Source organism: Sulfurospirillum barnesii SES-3 (assembly GCF_000265295.1).
Lineage (GTDB): Bacteria > Campylobacterota > Campylobacteria > Campylobacterales > Sulfurospirillaceae > Sulfurospirillum > Sulfurospirillum barnesii.
Genome location: NC_018002.1, coordinates 1,229,752 through 1,253,488, shown reverse-complemented (window position 1 = coordinate 1,253,488; position 23,737 = coordinate 1,229,752). Strand labels below are relative to the sequence as shown.

The 23,737-nt window shown below is 40.2% G+C and carries 19 protein-coding genes, 1 tRNA gene and 1 pseudogene; 11 read left to right on the top strand and 10 right to left on the bottom strand.

Annotated elements, in window-relative coordinates:
• Nucleotides 1-72: 72 nt before the first annotated feature.
• The 4 genes and pseudogenes from SULBA_RS06370 to SULBA_RS06355 all read left to right on the top strand — a co-directional run.
• Nucleotides 73-1,323: pseudogene (locus SULBA_RS06370) on the top strand (glutamate-5-semialdehyde dehydrogenase); the annotation flags it as partial.
• Nucleotides 1,320-1,898: an ATP-binding cassette domain-containing protein gene (locus SULBA_RS06365; protein WP_014769457.1), complete on the top strand. Its 579-nt coding sequence runs from the start codon at nucleotides 1,320-1,322 to the stop codon at nucleotides 1,896-1,898. The pseudogene SULBA_RS06370 and the gene SULBA_RS06365, both read left to right, overlap by 4 nt.
• A gap of 60 nt (nucleotides 1,899-1,958) precedes the next feature.
• Nucleotides 1,959-2,348, top strand: a complete 390-nt coding sequence (locus tag SULBA_RS06360) for a desulfoferrodoxin family protein (protein WP_014769456.1) — start codon at nucleotides 1,959-1,961, stop codon at nucleotides 2,346-2,348.
• A gap of 58 nt (nucleotides 2,349-2,406) precedes the next feature.
• Nucleotides 2,407-3,012: a DedA family protein gene (locus tag SULBA_RS06355; protein WP_014769455.1), complete on the top strand. Its 606-nt coding sequence runs from the start codon at nucleotides 2,407-2,409 to the stop codon at nucleotides 3,010-3,012.
• Nucleotides 3,013-3,058: 46 nt separating this feature from the next.
• On the opposite strand, the gene SULBA_RS06350 is transcribed toward SULBA_RS06355, so the two are convergent.
• The gene (locus SULBA_RS06350; RefSeq protein ID WP_014769454.1) at nucleotides 3,059-4,420 is read right to left on the bottom strand and encodes a class II 3-deoxy-7-phosphoheptulonate synthase; all 1,362 of its coding nucleotides are present in this window, start codon (nucleotides 4,418-4,420) and stop codon (nucleotides 3,059-3,061) included.
• A gap of 238 nt (nucleotides 4,421-4,658) precedes the next feature.
• Between SULBA_RS06350 and SULBA_RS06345 the strand changes: the two genes are divergently transcribed.
• The 5 genes from SULBA_RS06345 to SULBA_RS06325 all read left to right on the top strand — a co-directional run bounded on the left by SULBA_RS06345 (nucleotide 4,659) and on the right by SULBA_RS06325 (nucleotide 9,249).
• Nucleotides 4,659-5,687, top strand: a complete 1,029-nt coding sequence (locus SULBA_RS06345) for an amino acid ABC transporter substrate-binding protein (protein ID WP_014769453.1) — start codon at nucleotides 4,659-4,661, stop codon at nucleotides 5,685-5,687.
• A 77-nt stretch (nucleotides 5,688-5,764) separates the two neighbouring features.
• A complete protein-coding gene (locus SULBA_RS06340; protein WP_014769452.1) occupies nucleotides 5,765-6,919 on the top strand; it encodes an amino acid ABC transporter permease in 1,155 nt (384 codons plus the stop codon).
• Nucleotide 6,920: 1 nt separating this feature from the next.
• Nucleotides 6,921-8,006 carry an amino acid ABC transporter permease gene (locus SULBA_RS06335; RefSeq protein ID WP_014769451.1) on the top strand — a complete coding sequence of 362 codons (1,086 nt, stop codon included), beginning with the start codon at nucleotides 6,921-6,923 and terminating at the stop codon, nucleotides 8,004-8,006.
• 8 nt (nucleotides 8,007-8,014) lie between these two features.
• Nucleotides 8,015-8,761, top strand: coding sequence for an amino acid ABC transporter ATP-binding protein (locus SULBA_RS06330; RefSeq protein WP_014769450.1), 747 nt, complete (start codon nucleotides 8,015-8,017; stop codon nucleotides 8,759-8,761).
• A gap of 23 nt (nucleotides 8,762-8,784) precedes the next feature.
• The gene (locus tag SULBA_RS06325; protein WP_014769449.1) at nucleotides 8,785-9,249 is read left to right on the top strand and encodes a hypothetical protein; all 465 of its coding nucleotides are present in this window, start codon (nucleotides 8,785-8,787) and stop codon (nucleotides 9,247-9,249) included.
• Between the two features lie 8 nt (nucleotides 9,250-9,257).
• On the opposite strand, the gene ilvA is transcribed toward SULBA_RS06325, so the two are convergent.
• From ilvA to SULBA_RS06300, 5 genes are all read right to left on the bottom strand, one after another.
• Entirely contained in the window at nucleotides 9,258-10,469 is a 1,212-nt protein-coding gene (gene ilvA / locus SULBA_RS06320; protein WP_014769448.1) for a threonine ammonia-lyase, read from the bottom strand.
• Nucleotides 10,466-10,900, bottom strand: a complete 435-nt coding sequence (locus tag SULBA_RS06315) for a CoA-binding protein (protein WP_014769447.1) — start codon at nucleotides 10,898-10,900, stop codon at nucleotides 10,466-10,468. The genes ilvA and SULBA_RS06315 overlap by 4 nt, the downstream gene beginning before the upstream one ends.
• 80 nt (nucleotides 10,901-10,980) lie before the next feature.
• Nucleotides 10,981-12,084 (bottom strand): tRNA (uridine(54)-C5)-methyltransferase TrmA, encoded by a 1,104-nt coding sequence (gene trmA, locus SULBA_RS06310; RefSeq protein ID WP_014769446.1) that lies wholly within the window; start codon nucleotides 12,082-12,084, stop codon nucleotides 10,981-10,983.
• A gap of 42 nt (nucleotides 12,085-12,126) precedes the next feature.
• Complete coding sequence (locus SULBA_RS06305; protein WP_014769445.1) at nucleotides 12,127-12,837, bottom strand: DUF445 domain-containing protein; 711 nt, start codon at nucleotides 12,835-12,837, stop codon at nucleotides 12,127-12,129.
• Nucleotides 12,838-12,864: 27 nt separating this feature from the next.
• Nucleotides 12,865-14,379, bottom strand: a complete 1,515-nt coding sequence (locus SULBA_RS06300) for a B12-binding domain-containing radical SAM protein (protein ID WP_014769444.1) — start codon at nucleotides 14,377-14,379, stop codon at nucleotides 12,865-12,867.
• 77 nt (nucleotides 14,380-14,456) lie between these two features.
• Between SULBA_RS06300 and SULBA_RS06295 the strand changes: the two genes are divergently transcribed.
• Nucleotides 14,457-14,534 (top strand) — tRNA-Pro (locus tag SULBA_RS06295).
• A gap of 12 nt (nucleotides 14,535-14,546) precedes the next feature.
• Here the strand turns inward: SULBA_RS06295 and tyrS are convergent.
• On the bottom strand, nucleotides 14,547-15,758 hold the full coding sequence (gene tyrS / locus SULBA_RS06290) for a tyrosine--tRNA ligase (RefSeq protein WP_014769443.1): 1,212 nt from the start codon (nucleotides 15,756-15,758) through the stop codon (nucleotides 14,547-14,549).
• A gap of 280 nt (nucleotides 15,759-16,038) precedes the next feature.
• Here tyrS and ppsA point away from each other — a divergent pair, with 280 nt between their 5' ends.
• Nucleotides 16,039-18,411 (top strand): phosphoenolpyruvate synthase, encoded by a 2,373-nt coding sequence (gene ppsA, locus SULBA_RS06285; protein WP_014769442.1) that lies wholly within the window; start codon nucleotides 16,039-16,041, stop codon nucleotides 18,409-18,411.
• Here ppsA and SULBA_RS06280 read toward each other — a convergent pair.
• The 3 genes from SULBA_RS06280 to SULBA_RS06270 are packed head-to-tail and all read right to left on the bottom strand — an operon-like array spanning nucleotide 18,408 to nucleotide 23,645.
• Nucleotides 18,408-18,905 carry an FKBP-type peptidyl-prolyl cis-trans isomerase gene (locus tag SULBA_RS06280; RefSeq protein ID WP_014769441.1) on the bottom strand — a complete coding sequence of 166 codons (498 nt, stop codon included), beginning with the start codon at nucleotides 18,903-18,905 and terminating at the stop codon, nucleotides 18,408-18,410. The two genes, ppsA and SULBA_RS06280, sit on opposite strands and share 4 nt — an antisense overlap.
• 56 nt (nucleotides 18,906-18,961) lie before the next feature.
• Nucleotides 18,962-21,520 carry a bifunctional aconitate hydratase 2/2-methylisocitrate dehydratase gene (acnB, locus tag SULBA_RS06275; protein ID WP_014769440.1) on the bottom strand — a complete coding sequence of 853 codons (2,559 nt, stop codon included), beginning with the start codon at nucleotides 21,518-21,520 and terminating at the stop codon, nucleotides 18,962-18,964.
• Between the two features lie 19 nt (nucleotides 21,521-21,539).
• Nucleotides 21,540-23,645 (bottom strand): FtsK/SpoIIIE family DNA translocase, encoded by a 2,106-nt coding sequence (locus SULBA_RS06270; protein ID WP_014769439.1) that lies wholly within the window; start codon nucleotides 23,643-23,645, stop codon nucleotides 21,540-21,542.
• Nucleotides 23,646-23,737: the final 92 nt, after the last annotated feature.

Sequence of the window (23,737 nt, the reverse complement as noted above, 5' to 3'; positions counted from 1 at the left end):
TCAGATTATAGCGTGGACATACTTATGACACATTAAATATAAAAAGTGTAAAATCTTACGAAATTATCGCATAAGAAAGGCAATAAGGTGCAAATATTTTTAGAACATTCCAAACAAGCCAGTCGGGTTATTGCCACACTTGATCCTAAAACAAAATGTGATGTGTTGCTCTCCATGGCAGATGCCCTTGAAAAGAGCTGTGAACGTATTATTGATGAAAACCAAAAGGATTTAGTAGAAGGTAAGAAAAATGGCTTAAGTGCCGCACTCATGGACAGACTTTTACTCAATCCTAAACGTATCGCCGATATGGCAAAAGCGATTCGAGAAATTGCAGCGCTTAAAGAGCCTGTAGGGCGAGTGTTGGAAGGATGGGTTGTTCCTAGTGGGCTTAGAATTGAAAAAGTGAGCATTCCTATTGGTGTGGTTGCTATTATCTATGAGAGTCGTCCTAATGTCACGAGCGATACTGCTGCACTTTGTTTTAAAAGTGGCAATGCGTGTGTACTCAAAGGTGGCAAAGAGGCACACCATAGCAACACTATTATTGCGACCATTTTGCAAGAAGTCTTAGAGGCGTACGGGCTTCCTAAAGCCATTATCTCTCTTTTACCCGATGCGAGTCGTGAAGGGGTTGCTAAGCTCATTAAAATGGATAAATACGTGGATGTCATCATCCCAAGAGGCGGTGAAGCGCTCATTCGTTATGTGAGCGAAAATGCGACTATTCCTGTGGTAAAACACGATAAAGGGGTCTGTCATACCTTTGTGGATAAAGATACCAATTTAGAGCAAGCTATAGCCATTGTCCTCAATGCCAAATGCCAACGTCCTAGTGCGTGTAATTCCCTCGAAACTCTTTTGGTGCATGAAGCCATTGCTGCTACGTTTTTACCATCGATGAAAGAGGCGTTGGATGCAAGCGGTGCGCAGATAAAAGGGTGTGAGAAGACACAAGCACTTTTACATGTAAGCCTTGCAAGCGAAGAAGATTATCATACAGAGCATTTATGCAATGCGCTAAACATTAAAATCGTTGAAAGTGTGGATGAAGCGATTGCACATATTGCAACGTATGGCTCTTCTCATTCTGAAGCGATTTTGAGCGAAAATTACACGACGGCGGAGCGCTTTTTAAATGAAGTGGACGCGGCCAGTGTGTATGTGAACGCCTCCACTCGTTTTACCGATGGTGGTGAGTTTGGTTTCGGTGCGGAAGTAGGCATTAGTACCAATAAACTTCATGCACGAGGACCTATGGGGATTAATGATTTGACAACGTATAAGTTCAAGGTGTATGGTAAAGGTCAAATTCGCGCATGAGTGAGAAGGTTTTAGCGATTGAAAACCTTGATTTTGGCTACACCCAAGAGAGGCTTTTATATGAAGACTTCTCTTTACATGTAAACATCGGAGAGGTGGTGTGTATTGTAGGTGCAAGCGGGAGTGGAAAAAGTACGCTTTTTGAGCTTATTTCAGGAAATGTGAAGGCGCAAAGAGGAAACATTCATGCCGCTTCTTTGTCGCAAATTTTTCAAGACCCCTACACTTCGTTTCACCCGACCTACACCATTTTAAATCAAATCAAAGATGTCGCTTCTTTGGATGGATTAGATGTTTTATGTGAAGCATTGAATTTAGATGAAGTGCTTTTGCATCAAAAACCACACCAACTCAGCGGTGGACAGTTACAAAGATGCTCTATCTTAAGGGCTTTATTGATGAAACCAAAGCTACTTTTAGCGGATGAGCCAACCTCTGCGCTGGATAATATTACAGGTTTGCATGTCATGCAATTACTGATGCAATGTTTGGATAGTGTGGGTATTTTACTTATTACACACGATAAAGCGCTTGCGCAATGGTGTGGCGATAGAATGATTGAATTAAAATCTTAAGCACTTTCGTTTTGATACTATTGCTTTCAAAATTAACCATTTTTTCAAAAAGGATACCTTATGCCAAAAATTTTTACATCAGATAGTTTTAGCCCCGAAGAGCGTGAATCTCGCAAAGATTTTATTGATAAACATACCCCTTATATTTCTTGTGATGGTATAGCTCAAAAAGGTGTTCCACTCATGGTACATGTACGAGTGGGTCGTGAGCATGCGCATATTGATGATTTTAATCATTATATCTCTACGATTACACTTTTTGATGCGGATCGTATGCTTGCCAAAGTGGAACTGGCTGCATGTATTGTAAGTGCAGAAGAGCGTAGAGGCAATGCTGAAGTTGCATTTTCTATTGTGCCTAATAAAGATGTTTATCATTTTAATGCCCAATGCTATTGTACTAAACACGGTGTATGGCAAGGGGATGAACTTGAAATTCGTGTGATATAAGCTTTTACGCAACGTGTAGAGTTTTTATAAGAATTCTAATAAAAAATGTAGGAGTTTTATGCACGCTATTATTGATTGGATTGTTCAAACGGTGAGTAGTTTAGGCTATTTAGGTATTTTTGTAATGATGTTTTTAGAGAGTAGTTTTTTTCCATTTCCCTCTGAAGTGGTGATGATTCCTGCTGGGTATTTGAGCTACAAAGGCGAGATGAACCTTTGGATGGCTATTTTTGTGGGCATTGGTGGGAGCATTGCAGGCGCACTGTTTAACTACTATTTGGCGGTTAAACTTGGACGTAGATTGCTTTTGAAATACGGACATTATGTTTTTTTTACCAAAGAGACCCTTGATAAAGTGGAGCGCTTTTTTAAAACCCACGGCTCTTTTTCTATGCTCAGTGGTAGGTTGGTGCCTGTGGTGCGCCAATACATCTCTTTACCTGCGGGTTTGGCACGTATGCATCTTGGACTTTTTGCTTTTTATACAGGTGTGGGTGCTGGTATTTGGGTCAGCATTTTAGCCCTGCTTGGCTATTATTTTGGTCAAAACGAGGCACTGCTTCAAGAGAATTTACATCTAGTAACACTAATGGTTGTGGCATTGGTGGTGTTTATTGGGGTAATTTATGTGTGGTTGCACCAAAGGAAAAAACGTAAACAATAAGGCTTTACATGTAAAGATTTATATCTTTACATGTAAAAAGGTTTCACTACGCTAAAAAGCGCTGACGTGCCGCTTTTAAAGAGTCTGCAATTAAAAAGGCAAGCTCTAACGCTTGGTTGGCATTGAGGCGTGGGTCGCACTGAGTATGGTAACGACACGCAAGGTTTTCTTCGGTAATTTCTTGCGCACCACCGATACACTCTGTCACATCTTGCCCTGTCATCTCTAAGTGAACGCCTCCTGGAAAGGTGCCCTCTTCTTCATGCACTTTAAAAAAGCCCTTCACTTCACGTAAGACTTCATCAAACGAGCGTGTTTTGTAGTTATTAGAGGCTTTGATAGTATTGCCATGCATCGGATCAATGCTCCATAACACATGGGCGCCTGCTGCTTTCACGGCACGGACTAACTTTGGAAATTCAGTTTCGATTTTATCTGCACCCATGCGCACGATAATATTTAAACGACCCGCTTCATTTTCAGGATTAAGCTTTTGAATCAATGCCATTAAACTCTCAACCGTAGTCGTTGGTCCTGCTTTAATGCCAATAGGATTTTTTACCCCACTTAAAAATTCCACATGGGCTTCATCAACATTGCGCGTTCTATCTCCAATCCAAAGCATATGCGCTGAACAGTCATACCAATCCCCTGTCAAACTGTCTTGACGCGTCAGCGCTTCTTCGTAGTTGAGTAAAAGTGCCTCATGGGATGTGTACACAACGGTTTCGTTAATATTGGGTGTATTGGCAGAAGTGATGCCACACGCTTCCATAAATGCTAAGGTCTCAGATATACGATCACACAGATGCTGATAGCGCTCACCCAAAGGGCTTTTGGAGACAAAACCCAATGTCCATTTATGCACTTGATGCAAATCTGCCAAACCACCCCTCGAAAATGCACGTAAAAGGTTCATGGTTGCAGCGGATTGGTTGTAGGCTTTGAGCATACGTTTAGGATTAGGCACACGTGCCTCTTCTGTAAAATCCATATCGTTGATAATATCACCACGGTAGCTCGGAAGTGATACGCCATTCATCTCTTCATAATCACTGGAGCGTGGCTTTGCAAACTGCCCTGCTAAACGCCCTACTTTAACGATAGGACAACCTCCTGCGAAGGTCAAAACAACTGCCATTTGAAGCATGACTTTAAACATATCACGAATGTTTACCGCATTAAATTCGGTAAAACTCTCCGCACAATCACCCCCTTGAAGTAAAAATGCCTTACCTGCAACCACATCCGCTAAAGAGGCTTTGAGTTGTCTTACTTCGCCTGCAAAAACAAGGGGTGGATATTTACTTAATTCTTGCTCGACACTTTTTAGCATCTCTTGATTGGCATAAAGCGGCTGTTGCTTAATTGGTTTTTCTCTCCATGATGAACGCGTCCAAGAACTCATACAAGACCCTTACATACTGATTTTTCTTTATTATAATGAGATTGCCTTTAAAGACAATTGAATGAATTTTAAACAACCCTATATCTTTAGGTTTTCTGTAGTTATTTGCAACGTCTATTTTTTTAACTATTAAATCTATAAGCATTTTACTGATTAATAAATAATCATAATAATGCACAATAAACAAATCATCTCATGCTAGAATTGTCCTCATATCTCAAACTAGAAAGGAAGATAGATGATGTTACATTCTAAATTCGCTAAAGTCTCTTTAGCAACAATGAGCTTTTTAGCGCTTAGTTCAACCGCCTTGTATGCGGATACGCTGAGTGATGTACAAAAACAAGGTTTTGTGAAGTGTGGTGTTGATGGTGGACTCCCTGGCTTTTCTGAAGTGGGTAGTGATGGTATTTACAAGGGTCTTGATGTTGATGTGTGCCGTGCGGTTGCTGCTGCCATTTTTGGTGATGATAAAAAAGTTAAATACATTGCACTCAATGCAAAAGAGCGTTTAACCGCCCTTCAATCAGGTGAGATTGATATGCTTTCACGAAATACCACATGGACACAAACTCGAGACACCTCTTTGGGGCTAAATTTTGCAGGCATTAATTATTACGATGGTCAAGGTTTTATGGTCACCAAAAAGTTGGGTGTAAAAAGTGCTAAAGAGCTTGATGGCGCTTCAATTTGTTTGCAAACGGGTACGACTACAGAACTCAATGTAGCGGATTATTTTAGAAGCAATAAAATGAAATACAAATTGGTCTCTTATGATACCAATGACCAAGTGGTTAAGGCATATGAAAGTGGCCGATGCGATGTTTTAACCTCTGATCAATCACAATTGTACGGATTGAGAATTAAACTTTTAAAACCTGATGAGTCTATTGTTCTTCCTGAAGTTATTTCCAAAGAGCCTTTAGGTCCTGTTGTTCGCAAGGGTGATGGAAAATGGTTTGATATTGTGAGATGGTCATTTTTTGCCATGTTAAGCGCTGAAGAAGCAGGCGTAAGCAGTGCAAATGTTGATGCCATGCTTAAATCTGATAATCCAGATGTTAAACGCCTCTTAGGTGTTGAGGGACAAATGGGTGAAAATCTAGGTCTCAAAAAAGAGTTTGCCTACTCTATTATCAAGCATGTTGGGAATTATGGCGAATCGTTTGAAAAAAATGTTGGTAATGGCTCCCCTCTTAAAATTTCACGTGGCTACAATGCACTTTGGACACAAGGTGGCCTACAATACGCTCCTCCTTTTAGATAATAACTTACAAAAATACAAAAACGTATGTATAGGGTAGAAAATTCTACCCTGTATGATTAACAGATTAAAGGATAGCTATGTTTGTATTTTTAAGAAATCAAAAGATTCGCGGCCTTCTTTTTCAGGCCTTAACCGTTATAGGATTGGTTGCATTTTTATGGTACATTGGAAGTAATACCCTTTCCAATATTGAACAAAGAGGCATTCAAACAGGGTTTGGCTTTTTAGAAGGTACCGCTGGTTTTGGGATAGATCAATCCCCTATTGCTTATACAGAAGAGAATACGCATGGGCGTGTTTTTGTTGTAGGTCTTTTAAATACGATTATTATTGCCTGTGTGGGGATTGTATTTGCAACACTCTTAGGTCTTATGATTGGTATTTTACAGCTCTCTAATAACTGGCTGATTGCAAAACTTGCCAAAGCCTATATTAATTTTTTTAGAAATATTCCCCTTTTGCTTCAAATTCTCTTTTGGTACAATGTTGTCTTGCGCTCTATGCCAAGTCCCAAAGAGAGTTATACATTTTTCAATATGTTTTTTATTAATAACCGAGGTCTTTATTTTCCACTTCCTGAATATAACACAACGTTTTTTAGCATACTTTTTAGTTTTATTCTCGTTATCATAGGTTCTATAGCTCTTAATATTTGGGCGAATCGTCGAAAAGCATTGAGTGGAAAAGATTTTATGGTATGGCCTATTTTCGTAATGCTGTTATTGGTTGTGCCCATGCTTGCTTATTTTATCAGTGGGGCTACCCTCAATTTTAGTTTTCCAGAGCTACGAGGGTTTAATTTTAAAGGTGGCAAAACACTTTCTCCTGAATTTTTAGCACTGGCCTTTGCCCTTTCTATTTACACGGCTACCTTTATTGCCGAAGCGGTACGTTCAGGCATTCAAGCGGTGAATTATGGACAAAAAGAAGCAGCTATCTCACTGGGGTTTAGTGGTTATCAATCTTTAAAACTTGTTATTTTACCTCAAGCCATTCGTATTGCAATTCCACCTATTATTAATCAATACCTCAATTTACTGAAAAACTCTTCTCTTGCAACGGCAGTAGGTTATCCTGAAATCGTGACTGTTTTTGCAGGAACCTCACTCAATCAAGTGGGGCAAGCAATTGAAATTATTACGATGACCATGCTGGTTTATCTCATCATCAGCCTTTTGGTATCGGCATTTCTCAATTGGTTTAACCATAAAATGCAAATTAAGGAGCGCTAAAATGGCAATCTATGAAAAAATTAATCCACGTAAAGCGCGCAGCAATACCAAAGGTTTATCCCATTGGCTAAGCGCAAATCTTTTTTCAACACCCCTCAATGTTGCCCTAAGTATGTTGGGTGTAATGATTTTATTTTGGATTATTCCTCCCTTTATTAAGTGGGCATACATTGATGCTAATTTTGTTGGAACCACACGAGAAGATTGTACAAGCGGTGGGGCATGTTGGGTTTTTATTCATATGAAAATCGATATGTTTATGTATGGTTTTTATCCCTCTGCAGAGCGTTGGAGAGTGAATACAGTGTATGGGCTCTTTTTTGTACTTATCGCACTCTTTAAGTACCTATCCAGTCCTAAAGCAAAACTTCTCTTAGCCAATCTCTATTTTATTTCTGGGTTTATTTTAGTGTATGGAGGCTTTTTTGGGTTAGAGAGTGTACCCACGGATAAATGGGGTGGATTGATGTTGACTATCATGGTAGCAGCGGTAGGGATTTTAGCAGCCTTTCCTTTAGGGATTATTTTAGCCCTTGGACGTGCTTCACACCTACCGATTATTAAGAGCATGAGTGTGACCTACATTGAGTTTATTCGTGGTGTTCCCTTGATTACTATTTTATTTATGTCTTCTATCATTTTGCCACTCTTTTTCCCTGAGGGGGTGAGTTTTGACAAGTTATTGCGTGCACTCATTGGTATTGCCATGTTTGAAGCAGCCTATATCGCAGAGAATATTCGAGGTGGCTTACAATCTATTCCTAAGGGACAATTTGAAGCAGCAGATGCCATTGGGCTTTCATACTGGCAAAAAATGGGACTGGTAATCTTACCTCAAGCGTTAAAAGTAGCTATTCCTAACCTTTTGAGTGTTGCTGTTGCTCTGTTTCAAGATACAACACTTGTTTTAATTATTGGCCTTTTTGACCTCCTTGCCATGGTGCGATTAAGTGCGGCTGATTCTTACTGGTTAGGATATGAAACAGAAGGGTATGTTTTTGTTACCTTTATTTTCTGGTTCTTTTGCTACTCAATGTCAAGCTTTAGTCAAAGGCTTGAAAAACGATTTAATACCAATTTACGATAGGAAAAATCATGAAAGATAGAAAAGAAATTATTGAAATAAAAAATTTAAACAAGTGGTATGGGGATTTTCACGTCTTAAAAGATGTCAATCTTAAAATTAATAAAGGTGAAATTATTGTGGTATGTGGACCATCAGGTTCAGGAAAATCAACTCTCATTCGTTGTATCAATTACCTTGAGCAGTTTCAAGAGGGTGAAATTATTGTCGATGGTATCGAACTTGTCAATGATGTCAAAAAAATTAAAGCCATTCGTGAAGAAGTGGCAATGGTGTTTCAACACTTCAATCTTTTCCCGCATTTAACCATTTTAGATAATCTTACCTTAGCGCCTATTTGGGTTAAAAAAATGCCTCGTAAAGAGGCTGAGGCGATTGCTATGAAGTATTTAGAGCGTGTGGGCATTGCCAACCAAGCGCATAAATACCCAAATCAACTCTCAGGTGGACAACAACAACGTGTTGCCATTGCCAGAAGTCTTTGTAAAAATCCTAAAATTATGCTCTTTGATGAGCCAACCTCTGCACTGGATCCTGAAATGGTTGCCGAAGTTTTGGATGTTATGATAGAATTAGCCCGTGAAGACAAAACAATGGTGTGTGTGACACATGAAATGGGTTTTGCAAAGAAGGTGGCCGATCGCATTATTTTTATGGATGCGGGGCAAATTGTGGAAGAGAACACACCTGAAAACTTTTTCAAAAATCCAGAATCAGACCGCCTAAAACTCTTTTTGGAGCAAATTTTGTCGCACTAATTCTTTACATGTAAGGATGTGAAATGGAGCAATTAATTCCTGTTTTAATGATTGTTGCGATGGTTGCCTTTGTGCTCGCAAAGCAAATAGGAAAAATTACTACCAAACTGGATACCTTTTCCAAGACAGAGTCGTATGAGCATTACGCCAAATTTTCAAGCATTATTCAAGAAGAGGTGCGTGAAATAAAACAAAATATTGATACCTCCAAAAGTATTGATAAAGCTGTTTATGTGCTTTTAGAAGGAAAAGATGAACGTGACGCTCTTGAAATCCTCTCTGATTTCATTCGTAAATTGGTCTTTTTTGAGACGCTTATGGCAAAACAAAAAAGTGCACGTGAAATTGAAGCAGAACTTTTTGATGTTTTAAATGGATTAGAGCACTTTTTAAAAGAGTTTTGTGTTGATGGCGAAGCATTAAGTGATGCCCTTAGAGAGCGTTTATTAGAAGCGTATGAGCGCTTAGATGAGGAAGAAGAAGCGTGAGGATTTCCTCACACTTCTTCTTTAAAAAGATACCCTGCTTCGTTTAAAAGTCTTCGAATCTCATTTTGATGTTCTGCCCCTTTGGTTTCTAACATGATGGTAATTTGTGCATCACCATAAGAGAGCTTGGTTGAAAAACGATCATAATCTATTTGAATAATATTGGCATTGGCATTTTTGAATAGGTCAGTGAGGCGCATCAGTGAGCCTGGCTTGTCGATAAGTGTAATAACCAACTTCATCTTACGGTGAGACTTAATCAAACCCTTCTCAATAATAATTGAGAGCATCTGCACATCAATGTTTCCGCCGCTTAAAACCGCACCAATTTTAGCATCTTTTTCAAATGGGAATTTTTGATGCATAATGGCCGCCACACTTGCAGCCCCACCACCTTCAACGACTAGTTTTTGACGCTCAAGTAAAAATAAAATAGCCGCTGCTATCTCCTCTTCATCCACGGTGACTACTTCATCGACACACTCTAGTATATGCTCTAAATTAGACGCACTCACATCACGCACGGCGATACCATCAGCGATGGTGCGTACACTCTTAGAGTTAATGGCTTTTTTAGCATGAAAGGATGTACACATAGCAGGTGCGCCTGCGGCATTCACACCAATAATTTTAATCTTCGGGTCAATCTGTTTAATCGCAGATGCCATACCGCTAATAAGCCCTCCTCCGCCAATAGGAATGACCACTATATCTAAATCATTAATTTCATCAATCATCTCTAAAGCGATGGTTCCCTGCCCTGCTATGACTTTTTCATCTTCAAACGGGTGAATAAACGTAAGCCCATGCTCTTTAGCATAGGTCAATGCGTACGCATAGGCTTCATCATAGTTATCGCCATGTAAAATAACTTCTGCACCTAAGGCTTTAGTGCCTGAAACTTTCAAAAGTGGCGTTGCCTCAGGCATAACAATGGTTGCCGAAATACCAAAACTACGAGCACTATACCCCACACCTTGCGCATGATTTCCAGCACTGGCTGCAATGACACCTTTTTGGCGTTCTGCTTCACTCAAAGAGGCGATTTTATTGTACGCTCCTCGAAGTTTATACGCCCCTGTAATTTGCAAATTCTCTTTTTTAAGATAGACCTGCGCTCCAACCTCTTCACTTAAAAGCGGAGCTAGTGCGCAAGGCGTATTGGTGATAATATGACTGATTTGTCGTTTTGCTTGTATTATTTCACTAAGAGGGATCACTTCATTAACCTTTCATATTCTACTTTTGTACATCGATTTTGGATGGCTATTAGCCCATGTGCTTTTGCTTTTTCACATGCGTCATTGTTCACAATGCCAAGCTGTAACCAAAACACTTTCACACCACCTTTTTGCAAGACTTCTTCAAGTAAACCATTCGCAATTTCAGGCTTACGAAACATATCTACCATATCCACTTGTTCTGGAATGTCTAAAAGACTTCGGTACACTTTTTCCCCTAAAATCGTCTCTTCTTTAGGATAAACGGGGTAAATTTTAAACCCTTTTTCTTGCAAATAGCGTGCTACTTTATGGCTATCTTTGGTTGGATCAGGAGAGAGTCCAATAATGGCAATGCTTTTGCACATCGAAAAAATATCTTGAATACCTGCATCATCAGGCATTTTAATGTTTGAAATTTCACATTCCATTTTGGCTCCTTAAAATAAATTAAGCCAAAAGTGTAGCACTTCGTAGCTTTTATTGGGATTATCTTTTTTACATGTAAGCCTTAAAGCCGTTTTAAAATCACCCCAGATTCCAAATGCTCCGTATTTGGGAACTGGTCAAACAGGGCAAAATGCTCAATGGAGTAGTTTTGAGAGAGTACCTCTAAATCACGTTTGAGGGTTTGGAGGTTACAGGAGATGTAAATAATTGTCTCAAAACGTGAGATAAACGCTAAACTCTTCTCATCCATGCCTGAACGAGGTGGGTCAACAAAGACATGTGAAAACGCATACGCATCTAAATCAATACCCGCCAAACGGTTGAAGACACGCTCTTTGTTCAGAGCAGAAGTAAGCTCCTCCGCACTTAAGCGTAAAAAGGTGATGTTAGAGACATCGTTGAGTTCACAGTTTTTCAGTGCCGAGGCAATAGAGGTTTTTGAAATTTCAGTAGCGAGCACTTTTTTAAATTTTCCAGCCATGGGAAGCGTAAAATTACCATAGCCACAGTAGAGTTCCAACAAATCCTCACACGATTCAAGATGGCTTAACACCCAGCCAATCATCTTCTGATTCATCGCACGGTTGGGTTGGGAAAATCCACCCTCAATGATATGGTAGCGATAGGCTTTACCCTCCAGTGAAAAACGCTCTTCGACAAAATCTTGACTAAATACCTTTTTCATGCCACGACTGCGCCCAATTACAAAAATACCAAACGCTTTCTCAAGCTTTTTAGCCTCTTCTTCCCATGCCTCATCTAAAGGTTTGTGGTAGATAAGTGTCACTAAAAGATGCTCTGAAGAGCTTAAAAACTCAATGGCAAAAATGCGTTCACGAAGCACGCGGACATCCTCAATCGCTTTGAGTAATTTTGGCATGAGTGTGTCAATGCGCTCTTCTACCTTTGGACAGGCATCAATGCATACCGCTCCTTTTTTATCCATCGCACCCATGGCGTAGGAAATCTTCTCACCCTCTTTCCAAATGCGAAACTCAGCCCGTCCACGGTAGTGTTCTGAAGCTGACTCAAAAAAATCAAACTTCTTTACATGTAAAGATTCAAAGAGGGTTTGCATCGCCTCTTTTTTATGGGTAACTTGCGCTTCATAATCTAACGCATAGAGCGTACAGCTCCCACATTTTCCAAAATATGAACACTCCATGAATCTCCAGTTTATGTATTTTTATATGTAAAATTATATGTATTAAAGAACAGCGTTTGAAAGCAAACCAATCAGTCCACCAAAAACACCACCCCAAACGACCAACCAACCAAGGTGTTCTCTCATAAACTCTTGAACAATCTCTTTGACCATTTTAGGGCTTAACTCATTCAGTCTTACATCGATCATTTGCTCAACCGTTTGAAGCATATCGTGACTGAGTGATGAATTTTGTATATTTTGTGCTATTTTTTGCTGAAATTCATTACTTTTTGCAATTTCAACAATGGAATTTTTCAGTTTAGCACTAAAAGGTTCACGAAGTCCCTCTAGGGCACTTGCTCCACCAAACATGCCTAGCATTCCTCCAAAAGAGGACTCCATAACGGTTTTGGTCAATGCATCAAAGGCAGGGCTCACGTCCATTTCTGCAATAATCGGCGCTAAATCAAGGTGTTTTTCTTCTTTGGTAAAAAAAGCATCCAGCTGTTCTTTGGTAAAAAACTGTGTCATCATGAGGTTTTTAATAGAGGTTTTAAACGCCTCAAAACGAAGCTCAATGACACCACTTCCATAGAAAAAAGGGACTTTTTCAAAGAGCATATGAATGGCAATTTGATTGGTAATAGCACCTGAGAGCGCAAAAAGCCCTGCGAGTAAAGACCATTTGGCATAAGGTTCTGGCAGGGCAAATGAAAGCAGTATAACAACCATACTTGCAAGATTGGTGAGCCAGCTTTTATCGAGTATCATTTATTCTCCTTTTAAAAAATCGTGCCATTATACTGTGGCATGTTTTAACTGACGTTTATTGAGCTTAGCAACACCCTCTTTTTGCTCCTCTTTGGGTACGTAGTTTTCCCTTAAGAATGAGGGCATTTTACGTCCACGAACCGTCATAATATCTTCAATCAATATTGCTTTGATTTCTTCCTCTTCATGGTCTAAAACCTCACAGAGGTAGCGAAAAATCAGCTGAGCCAAACGGTCAAGTGAAATCTGCCATGTGGACTCCGTTTGGCTATAAAGCCATTCGCTAAAAGCGTAAAAGCCCTCATAGACCTTGCCCTCTTTCCATAAAAGCGCTGCACTTCTTTTAAAATTTCCACTGTTGTAGACCATATCCCAAAAACGGGCAAAGCGCTTCATTTTTTGCATCTGTGCAAAGGGAATTAAGTCATTTTGTAAAATATCGTAAGGCGGTTTATCGCAGTATTCCATACCATAGATTTCATCGTGACGTGAAAGGGTGGTGCCTGAGAGCTTTTTTAAAATGCCAATTTGAATTTCACACTGAGTAAGTGCATAGAGCATGTCCAAATTACGCCCAAACCCCGCTAAACTCTCCCCTGGCAAGCCAATAATTAAGTCTACATGTAAATGCGCATGGGTCTGTTGCTGTAAAAAGGCAAGATTGTCTTCAATTTTTGGAAGGTTTAAACGCCTATGAATATTTTTAGAAATGAGAGGGTCCAGCGTTTGAATGCCCACTTCTAATTGCAGTGCCGCAGGTGGAAACTGGGCTATTTTTTCACGAAGTTTTTGGGGAAAATGATCAGGAATTACCTCAAAATGGACAAAATACTCCTCTGTTTTCTCCAGAAAAAAGTCTAAAAGTTTGGTGGCGTTTTCGATGCTTAAATTAAAGGTTCTATCGATAAATTTAAAATTGCGAACCCCTCGTTGCCAGAGTTTATCAAGCTCCCCTATAAAACGTCCTATCTCAATGTCCCGTACTTTTTTATCGGCGGAAGAGAGGCAAAATTCACAGGTAAAAGGACACCCACGACTCGCCTCCACATAACAGTAGCGGTTTTTAATGTCATGCTCGGTGTAATACGCATACGGAAGTTTGATGGCGCTCATATCGACCATTGGTGCTTTTATCACCTTTTCGCTGGGGGCATTCTCACTTAAAATAGCTTTGCACAGCGTATAAAAAGCAACATCGCCCTCCCCTTGAATGATATAATCAGCCAAAGAAAAATCAACCCGATGGGGAAAATGACTTGCCTCAGGACCCCCTAAAATAATAGTAATTTTGGGTGCTACTTTTTTGAGGATAGAGAGAAGTTCTTGCACTTCTAACGCATTCCAAATGTAAGCACCTATGCCAACAATTTTTGGCTGATAGCTTAAAATCTCCTCTGCCGCATCTGCGACACTGCCATTGATGACAAATTCTAAAATATGCGCTCTTTCTTGAAGCTCCTCTAGGTTTGCAAATAAATAGCGCTGAGCAATCGAGGTGTGCGTGTAGCGTGCGTTAAAGGTAGTTAATAAAATCTCTTTCATGGTTTCTCGTATTTTTTATTTTATTATAATAAAACTTTTTGGTTATCTTTGTTAAAATCCTTCCGCTTAAATGGAATCGGGGCGTAGCGCAGCCTGGCTAGCGCGCTACCTTGGGGTGGTAGAGGTCGCGTGTTCGAATCACGTCGCTCCGACCATTTTAGTTTTTACTACACCATTCTTACAAAACGTTTTTTTCCTAGTTTTAAAACATCATTGCTTTTTATCTTATGGTCAAGCTCTTTTTCATCGAGTTTTACTCCATTGATAGAAACACCTCCTTGTGCCAGTAATCGTATAAAGTCACTTTTGCTATGGAGCAGTTTAATAGCGATTAATTCAGGAATAATCTCTGCAAGACTTTTTTGTTCATTGTTCAAGATGAGTGTAGGAATATTCTCAGGAATTGCTTTTCGGGAAAAGGCTGTATCATAATACATTTGTGCCTCATCTAAGCTTTGTTTTGAGTGATATAATGAGACAATAATCTGAGCAAGTTTATACTTAATATCTCTTGGATTTACCCCTTGTTCGAGCGCATCTTTGATTTCATCAATGGTTGCAGGATGTTCATCTGTTGCAAGTTCAAAGTATTTTAAGATAAGCTTGTCAGGAACTTCCATAATTTTTTTGAACATTACCTCTGGTGCTTCATTCACACCAATGTAGTTACCCAAACTTTTACTCATTTTTTCAATTCCATCAAGTCCTTCTAAGAGGGGCATAAACAATGCAATTTGCGCTTCAAGTCCAAGAGCTTTTTGAAGGCTTCGTCCCATTAAAATATTGAATGTTTGATCTGTACCACCTAACTCAATATCGGCTTTAAGTTCGACAGAATCGAAAGCTTGCATTAAGGGATAAAAAAATTCATGCAAACCGATGGGGACTTGGTTTTGGTAACGTTTTTGGAAATCATCACGTTCCAATATTCGAGCAATGGTTGTTGTACTTGCAAGTTTAATAATCTCTTCAAACGTGAGTTTAGTAAGCCACTGACTGTTAAAACAGACTTTCGTTTTGGACGTGTCAAGTATTTTAAAAATTTGCTCACAGTAAGTTTGTGCATTCATTCTCACTTGTTCTTCACTGAGGGCAACTCTTCCTTTTGACTTTCCCGTAGGGTCACCTATTTTGCCTGTAAAGTCACCAATGATAATGACTACATGATGTCCTAAATCTTGCATTTGCTTGATTTTTCTAAGGACAACAGCATGCCCTAAATGGATATCTGGAGCGGAGGGGTCAAGCCCTAGTTTAATCGTGAGAGGTTGCTTTGTATCGTAAGATTTTTGAAGTTTAAGCAATAGCTCTTCTTCGCCAATAAGCGTATTGACACCTTTTTTGATAATACGCAGCTGTTCATGTGGTAATAATGTCATAATTTAACATCTCCTCGAAATATTTTGTTCAATATTTGCAAGGTCTATAAGAAATCAACAATCAACTGTGCTTACAGAATAAACACCACAGTGTCCTTCTCATTCTTATACTCCGAAATGCCAATGCAAATCTTCGTTATGCACAATATTAAATTACGGGGTGGATTATAGCTTGTGAATTATGAGAAGTCAATTTTTTGTTTTACATGTAAAACACTCTAACCTTCTTTCATTCTCATTTGTGCTACTATAAAGGTAACTTTTTCTACTGGAGGATGAGATGCGTTATATTCGTTTCTTCAATGAACTTCAACTGAGTGACATTCCCCTCGTGGGCGGTAAAAACGCCAGTCTAGGTGAGATGTATCAAAAATTAACCCCCAAAGGTATTTTAGTTCCCAACGGTTTTGCAACAACCAGTGAGGCGTATTATCTTTTGCTTGAAGAAAATGGCATCAAGGCGATGATTGAAAAGCACCTGCGTCATGTGGATGTTTCCAACACAGATGTTTTACAAGCAAGCGGTAAAGCCATTCGAGATTGTATTTTAGAAGCAACCCTACCCTTAAGCCTAACACAAGAGCTCTTAAGTGCGTATGCCATGCTTTCACGTGAATATGGGGTTGAACATGTGGATGTAGCGGTGCGCTCTTCTGGCACGGCTGAGGATTTACCCGATGCTAGTTTTGCAGGGCAACAAGAGACCTTTTTAAATATAGACTCGCCTGAGAAATTGCTTCAAAGTGTCAAGCAGTGTTACGCCTCTTTGTTTACAGACCGTGCCATTAGTTACCGTTCTAGCCGTGGGTTTGACCATTTTAAAGTGGCACTCTCTGTGGGGGTTCAAAAGATGGTGCGAAGCGATAAAGCTAGCAGTGGCGTCATGTTTAGTATAGACACGGAGAGTGGTTCGCACGACCTTGTTTTAATTAATGCAACATGGGGACTGGGTGAAAATGTGGTGAGTGGACGGGTAAATGCGGATGAATTTTTTGTTTTCAAACCAACGCTTGCAAAAGGTTTTCCTACCATTTTGAAACACTCTTTAGGGAGTAAAAAAGAGAGAATGCTTTATCATCATCTACATCAAACGATTAATGTCCCCACAAGTAATGAAGAACAAAATAATTTTTCCATCAATGATGATGAAGTGTTAGCACTTGCCCATCAAGCACTCTTAATTGAAGCCTATTATGAGCGTCCCATGGATATTGAGTGGGCAAAAGATGGTAACGATGGCAAACTCTACATTGTGCAAGCTCGTCCTGAAACCGTACAAAGCAAGCGAGATATTCAAAGTATTGAGAAGTATACACTCAGTAGCAAAAACGCAACGATTTTAGCAACGGGGCGTGCTGTGGGCGATAAAATAGGCAGTGGAGCGGTGAAAATTATTCACGATACGTCTGAGTTTGCGTCCTTTAATGCAGGCGATATTTTGGTAGCCGATACGACGAATCCTGATTGGGAGCCCATTATGAAAAAGGCTTCTGCTGTGGTGACCAATCGAGGAAGTAGAACATGCCATGCTGCCATTGTCGCACGAGAAATTGGTGTACCCGCTGTGGTGGGATGTGGGAATGGCACGGACGTTTTAGCGAATGTTCCAGAAGTGACGGTGAGTTGTGCTGAGGGTGAAGAGGGGTACATTTACAAGGGAAAACTTCCTTTTACATGTAAGACCATTGACATGAACTTACACCCCACCAAAACGAAATTAATGATGAATGTAGGCAATCCAGCCGAAGCATTCAACTTAGCCAAAATGCCTAATGATGGTGTGGGGTTGGCACGCATGGAGTTTATTATGACGCACTCCATTAATGCGCATCCTATGGCATTGGTGGATTTGTATCAGGGAAAAGGGATTGAGGAAGAGGAAAACATTCGCTCTTTTATGAAGCCTTATGTGGATGCTAAGGCTTTTTTTATTGATAAGCTTTGTGAGGGGATTGGACTGATTGCTGCGGCATTTTACCCTCGAGCTGTCATTATTCGAACGAGCGATTTTAAAAGCAATGAGTATGCCAATATGCCAGGGGGCAAGGTGTATGAGGTGGATGAAGAGAACCCCATGATTGGTTTTCGTGGGGCGAGTCGTTATTATGATGAGAGCTATAAAGAAGCGTTTGCATGGGAGTGTGAAGCCCTTAAAAAGGTACGTGATGAGATGGGATTGGACAATGTCATTATTATGCTTCCTTTTGTAAGAACGCCTGAAGAGGGGAAAAAAGTTATTGAGATTATGAATGCGCAAGGCTTAGTGCAAGGGCAAAATAGTCTTAAAATTTATGCCATGTGCGAAATACCTGCCAATGTTATCATTGCCGATGCGTTTTTAGATATTTTTGATGGGTATTCGATTGGTTCCAACGACCTTACCCAACTGGTGTTAGGAGTCGACAGGGACAGCGGAAAAATCGCTCATGTCTTTAACGAGCGAAATCCAGCAGTCAAAGCAATGCTCAAAATGGCCATAGAGGCGTGTAAAAGACGAGGCAAATACATAGGTATTTGTGGGCAAGCACCCTCCGATTATCCTGAGATTACAGAATTTTTGGTCAGAGAAGGCATTGAGTCTATTTCACTCAATCCCGATTCTCTCTACAAAATGCACCACGTGGTGGAAGAAATCGAAGCAAAAGTGCTTTAAAATTGTTTTACATGTAAAGACTCTTCATGCTGGGGGAGTCTTTTTTCTATCTCTTCACTGGTGGCTTCACGTACCCCAATCACCGTACCATCAAAGACGATATTCATCCCAGCCAAAGAGTGATTGGCATCTAAAACCACTTTATCCTCATCAATGTGTGTAATGATATAACTCATCATCAGCTCATCCTCTTCCCCTTCAGCAAAAACCATCTCCATCTCATCACCCACGGCAATGGCTTCATCAAAAAGGGCTCTATCTTCAACCAAAACCAAGGCTTCTTGACGTTCACCAAAGGCATCTTTGGCGCTTAATTCTAAATGAATACTCTCCCCCACACCTTTACCCTCAAGGGCTTTTTCAATGCTTTCAAAAACATCACCGTATCCACCATGCAGGTAGATCAAAGGGTTCGCCCCACTGTCTATGAGCGTATTGTGGGTATCAAAAAGGGTATAGTCTAGGGTTACAAGGCAATTTTTAGTAATAGTCAAAAGAATCCTTACATGTAAAAGTAAAGAGCCACACGTGAAAGTGACTCTTTGGTGTATTAGTTAGAAAGTTCGTAGTTCTCAATGAGATTAAAATTGAGGTATTTGTACACTTTATCGGTTTTTCCCGCTAATTTTTTAGGCACTAAACTCATATACTCTTCCACACTAGGAAGTCGGCCTAAAAGTGCGCAAAGGGCTGCTAATTCAGCACTTCCTAAATAGACTTTGGAGTTAGGTCCCATGCGGTTATCAAAGTTTCGAGTTGAGGTTGAAAAGACCACCGCACCCTCACGGACATTGGCTTGATTGCCCATACAGAGTGAACAACCAGGAATTTCAATGCGAGCTCCTGCATTGCCAAAAATTGCATAATACCCCTCTTCAATGAGCTGGTTTTTATCCATTTTAGTAGGTGGCGCTATCCACAGTGTCGTAGGAACTTTCCCCTCCCCTTGCAACACTTCTCCTAACGCTCTATAATGCCCAATATTGGTCATACAACTTCCCACAAACACTTCATCAATGGCGTGTGGGCGTTCAGGATTGGCGAGTACTTCACTCAGCGTTGCCACATCATCAGGGTCATTTGGGCATGCAAGAATTGGCTCTTTAATTTCATTCAAATTAATCTCAATAATTTCTGCATACTCAGCATTCGCATCGGCTTTTAAAAGTTTTGGCTCTTTAAGCCATGCTTTCATTTTATCGGCACGTCGTTGAAGCGTTATGGCATCCTCGTATCCTGCTTGAATCATTGACTCTAAAAGCACAATATTTGATTTTAAGTATTCAATCACGCTCTCTTCATCTAAAGCAACACTACACGCCGCTGCACTACGCTCTGCACTTGCATCGCTGAGCTCAAACGCTTGTTCGACTTTGAGTTTTGGAAGTCCCTCAATTTCTAAGATGCGCCCTGCAAAAATGTTCTTTTTGTTTTTCTTTGGAACGCTAAGCAAGCCTTTTTTAATGGCGTAGTAAGGAATGGCATTGACCAAATCACGTAGCGTAATGCCCGCTTGCATTTCACCCTTAAAACGAACCAGTACCGATTCAGGCATATTTAAAGGCATACTGCCTGTTACAGCTGCAAACGCCACCAATCCAGAGCCAGCAGGAAAAGAGATACCAATAGGAAAACGGGTATGGCTATCACCGCCTGTTCCTACCGTATCGGGTAAAACCATACGGTTAAGCCATGAGTGAATGACACCGTCCCCTGCACGCAAACTCACACCACTACGTGAGGTGATAAAGGAAGGAAGGGTATGGTGAAGCTTCACATCACTAGGCTTTGGATACGCAGCGGTATGACAAAAACTTTGCATCACCAAATCAGCGCTAAATCCCAAAGCGGCAAGCTCTTTAATTTCATCTCGGGTCATCGGTCCTGTGGTATCTTGTGAACCAACGGTGAGGGTTTGAGGCTCAACGTACATCCCCGCACGAACACCCTCAACACCACACGCACGCCCCACCATTTTTTGCGCTAAAGTATACCCTACCCCTTGTTGCTCTTTAGGTTGTTCGGGTTTGGCAAAAATACTCTCAGGTTCCATGCCCAAAGAGGCTCTTGCTTTTGAAGTAAGTCCTCTTCCAATAATCAAAGGAATACGCCCACCCGCACGGTACTCATCGGCAAGGGTATTTGGCATCAGGGTAAAGGTAGCAACCACTTTGCCCTCTTTTTCAATTTTCCCCGCTAAAGGATAGACATCAATAATATCGCCTGTCTCCAAAGCCTCAACATTGACTTCAATCGGAAGTGCGCCACTGTCTTCTGCTGTATTGAAGAAAATAGGCGCAATGGTCGTTCCTAAAATCAATCCGCCTGTTTTTTTATTGGGAACAAAAGGAATTTCTCTTCCCATCCACCATTGAATGGAATTAATGCCTGATTTTCGGCTACTGCCTGTTCCTACAACATCACCGACATAAGCAACTTCATACCCTTTGGCTTTGAGCTCCTTTATTTTTTCAAGCGAACCTGGTAGGCGTTTAACCAACATGGCATTGGCATGCAAAGGAATGTCACTTCTGGTGAACGCTTCACTGGCAGGACTTAAATCATCGGTATTGGTCTCTCCAGAAACTTTTAAAACCGCTACAGTGATTTTTTCAGGCAACGGGGCTTTACATGTAAACCACTCTGCGTTCGCCCATGAAAGCATGACCTCTTTAGCATACGCATTGGTTTTGGCTAAAGCTTCAATGTCATTAAAAGAGCCATAGACTAAAACAATGTTTTTAAGCGCATTACAGGCGGCTTGTGCTACCAAAGCATCTGTGGAGCTCAGTGCATCCACGAGAGGTTGGACATTGTAGCCGCCTAGCATTGTGCCTAAAATTTCTATCGCTTCTAGGGGAGAAATAGCTTTACATGTAAGCTTTTTTTGAGCCACATCATTTAAAAAGGCTGCCTTAACGTACGCAGCGTCATCCACACCTGGTAAAACACGGTCGCAGAGTAACGCTTTTAAAAAAGCCTGATCGCCTTCTTCTTTTTTAAGAAGTTCAATGACTTCTGCTGTTTTTTTTGCGTCCAAAGGAAGAGGAGGAATCCCCAAAGCGGCTCGTTCAGTAACTTCAATGTTATACGTTTCAAAAAAATTCATTCAAACTCCTTCAGCTGATTCAAACAATAATTTCTCTTTGACCCTTAGAATTTTGAGCGGAGAGAATACCCATTGCTTCTAGTTGTTCAACAATTGTTGCGGCTCTATTGTACCCAATATTAAGTCTTCGTTGAATATAAGAAATGGAACTTTTTCGCTCATTTAAGACAATAGCTTTGGCATCTTCAAATAATTCATCCAATTCACCGCTATCTTTACTCCCAGCCCCAGAAGAAAAGCCCTCTTCACTCTCTTTTAAAAAACTCTCATCATACTGAACAGGACGTTGTTTTTTAAGGTATTCTACCACTTTATCAATCTCATCTTCTGAGGTATAAGGTGCGTGTAAACGAATAAGTCCAGAGGTACCTGGAGGGGTAAAAAGCATATCGCCATTACCCAAGAGTGAATCTGCTCCCATGGCATCCAAAATAACTTTTGAGTCAATTTTTTGCCCCACTTTGAAGCTAATGCGTGAGGGTAAATTGGCCTTAATAAGACCCGTGACAACATCGACTGAAGGACGTTGGGTCGCTACAATGATATGAATACCACTTGCCCTTGCCATTTGAGCTAAACGGGCGATGTAAAACTCCACATCTTTTCCACTGGTCATCATTAAGTCTGCTAACTCATCAATAATAATGACAATGTAAGGCAGCGGTTCAACCCCGATACTTTTAGCTTTTTCATTATAATTTTCAATGTTTTTCGTGCGTGACCTGCTCATAAGCTGATAGCGTCGCTCCATTTCACTCACCATATTTGCAAGGGCGACAATGGCTTGTTTTGGCTTGGTAATGACAGGGGTTAAAAGGTGCGGAATATCGTTGTAAATCGAAAATTCAAGCATTTTTGGGTCTATCATTAAAAATCGTAGCGTATCAGGAGAATTACGGTACAACAAGGAGAGTAGCATCGCATTAATTCCCACACTTTTACCACTTCCCGTTGTTCCAGCAACGAGTAAATGCGGTAATTTTTTCAAATCGGTCACAAAGGCATTACCCACAATGTCTTTACCCAGTGCAATGGTTAAAGGCGAGGAAGATTTTTTAAAAATATCGCTCTCTAAAATCTCTTTGAGATAAATGGTTTCAATTTTATGATTAGGCACTTCAATGCCCACAACATCTTTACCAGGAACAGGCGCTTGGATGCGAATGGTTTTCGCCTTAAGCGCCATAGCAAGGTCATCTTGCAGGGTTAAAATGCGTGAGACTTTGACATGAGGGGCAGGTTTAAACTCAAACGTGGTTACCACAGGACCTGAGTAGGTGCGTACCACGTCCCCTTCGATTTTAAAACGCCTGAGCTTCTCAAGCAAATCTTGAATTTTTTGGTCTATTTCATTTTCATTGACATGAACTGTTTTTGTAGGTGGATTGGCTAAAAATGTTAACGGAGGGAGTTTAAAATCTTTCGGTTTATCGCACTCGCCTTGGTCAATTTCTAAAAGAAGTTTTGTATTTTCCTCTACTTCACTTAAAATCTCAACTTTAGAAGCACTTTTAAGGCGAACAAGGCTTTTTTTAGGCTCTTCTTCTTTAACACTATTTTCTTCAACCAAAGGTTTTTTTTCTTTTTCCAAAAGTGAAACTTCTTGTACTAAAACGTCCTTATTGGCTTCTAATGTTATGGGTTTAGGAGAGGTTACTTCTTCGTGATAACGTTCATACACACACTCGTCTTCTTGTATAGGAAAACTTTTTGAAACACTTTTTTTTGAAAAGAGTGATTTGAAGAATGTTAAAAAGTCGTTAATGCTTGATTCGACCAATAAACTCATTGAAAGTAAAAAAATAGCAATAATAAAAAACCACACTCCTAAAATACCTATGAGGCTTTTCAAATGCGTTACAATCGAATGTCCAAAGGCTCCTTGCAAGGCACTATGTACAACAAGAGATTGCGCCATAATAAAAGCAAAAGAAAAAATGATAAATGCAAGCACTACACTAATGCGTCGCTCATCAATACGACTCTCTTTGTACAAGGCAAAAGAAGGAATCACTAAAACAAAGGGATATATAAAGGCTAAATACCCAAATGTATCTCGATTAAATGTTCCAATATATGCACCAAACCTGCCTACCACTGAAGCATCAGGAAGGATCGTTGCCACTCCAAAAAAAAGAAAAACAGCAATAAATAAAATAAATAAGGTCTCTTTGAGAATAACAAATCCTTTACATGTAGAAATAATACGGTATGGGT

Coding starts and splice junctions, on each gene's coding strand:
- SULBA_RS06365 (WP_014769457.1), top strand. CDS start 1,320: ATGAGTGAGAAGGTTTTAGCGATTGAAAACCTTGATTTTGGCTACACC.
- SULBA_RS06360 (WP_014769456.1), top strand. CDS start 1,959: ATGCCAAAAATTTTTACATCAGATAGTTTTAGCCCCGAAGAGCGTGAA.
- SULBA_RS06355 (WP_014769455.1), top strand. CDS start 2,407: ATGCACGCTATTATTGATTGGATTGTTCAAACGGTGAGTAGTTTAGGC.
- SULBA_RS06350 (WP_014769454.1), bottom strand. CDS start 4,420: ATGAGTTCTTGGACGCGTTCATCATGGAGAGAAAAACCAATTAAGCAA.
- SULBA_RS06345 (WP_014769453.1), top strand. CDS start 4,659: ATGATGTTACATTCTAAATTCGCTAAAGTCTCTTTAGCAACAATGAGC.
- SULBA_RS06340 (WP_014769452.1), top strand. CDS start 5,765: ATGTTTGTATTTTTAAGAAATCAAAAGATTCGCGGCCTTCTTTTTCAG.
- SULBA_RS06335 (WP_014769451.1), top strand. CDS start 6,921: ATGGCAATCTATGAAAAAATTAATCCACGTAAAGCGCGCAGCAATACC.
- SULBA_RS06330 (WP_014769450.1), top strand. CDS start 8,015: ATGAAAGATAGAAAAGAAATTATTGAAATAAAAAATTTAAACAAGTGG.
- SULBA_RS06325 (WP_014769449.1), top strand. CDS start 8,785: ATGGAGCAATTAATTCCTGTTTTAATGATTGTTGCGATGGTTGCCTTT.
- SULBA_RS06315 (WP_014769447.1), bottom strand. CDS start 10,900: ATGGAATGTGAAATTTCAAACATTAAAATGCCTGATGATGCAGGTATT.
- trmA (WP_014769446.1), bottom strand. CDS start 12,084: ATGGAGTGTTCATATTTTGGAAAATGTGGGAGCTGTACGCTCTATGCG.
- SULBA_RS06305 (WP_014769445.1), bottom strand. CDS start 12,837: ATGATACTCGATAAAAGCTGGCTCACCAATCTTGCAAGTATGGTTGTT.
- SULBA_RS06300 (WP_014769444.1), bottom strand. CDS start 14,379: ATGAAAGAGATTTTATTAACTACCTTTAACGCACGCTACACGCACACC.
- tyrS (WP_014769443.1), bottom strand. CDS start 15,758: ATGACATTATTACCACATGAACAGCTGCGTATTATCAAAAAAGGTGTC.
- ppsA (WP_014769442.1), top strand. CDS start 16,039: ATGCGTTATATTCGTTTCTTCAATGAACTTCAACTGAGTGACATTCCC.
- acnB (WP_014769440.1), bottom strand. CDS start 21,520: ATGAATTTTTTTGAAACGTATAACATTGAAGTTACTGAACGAGCCGCT.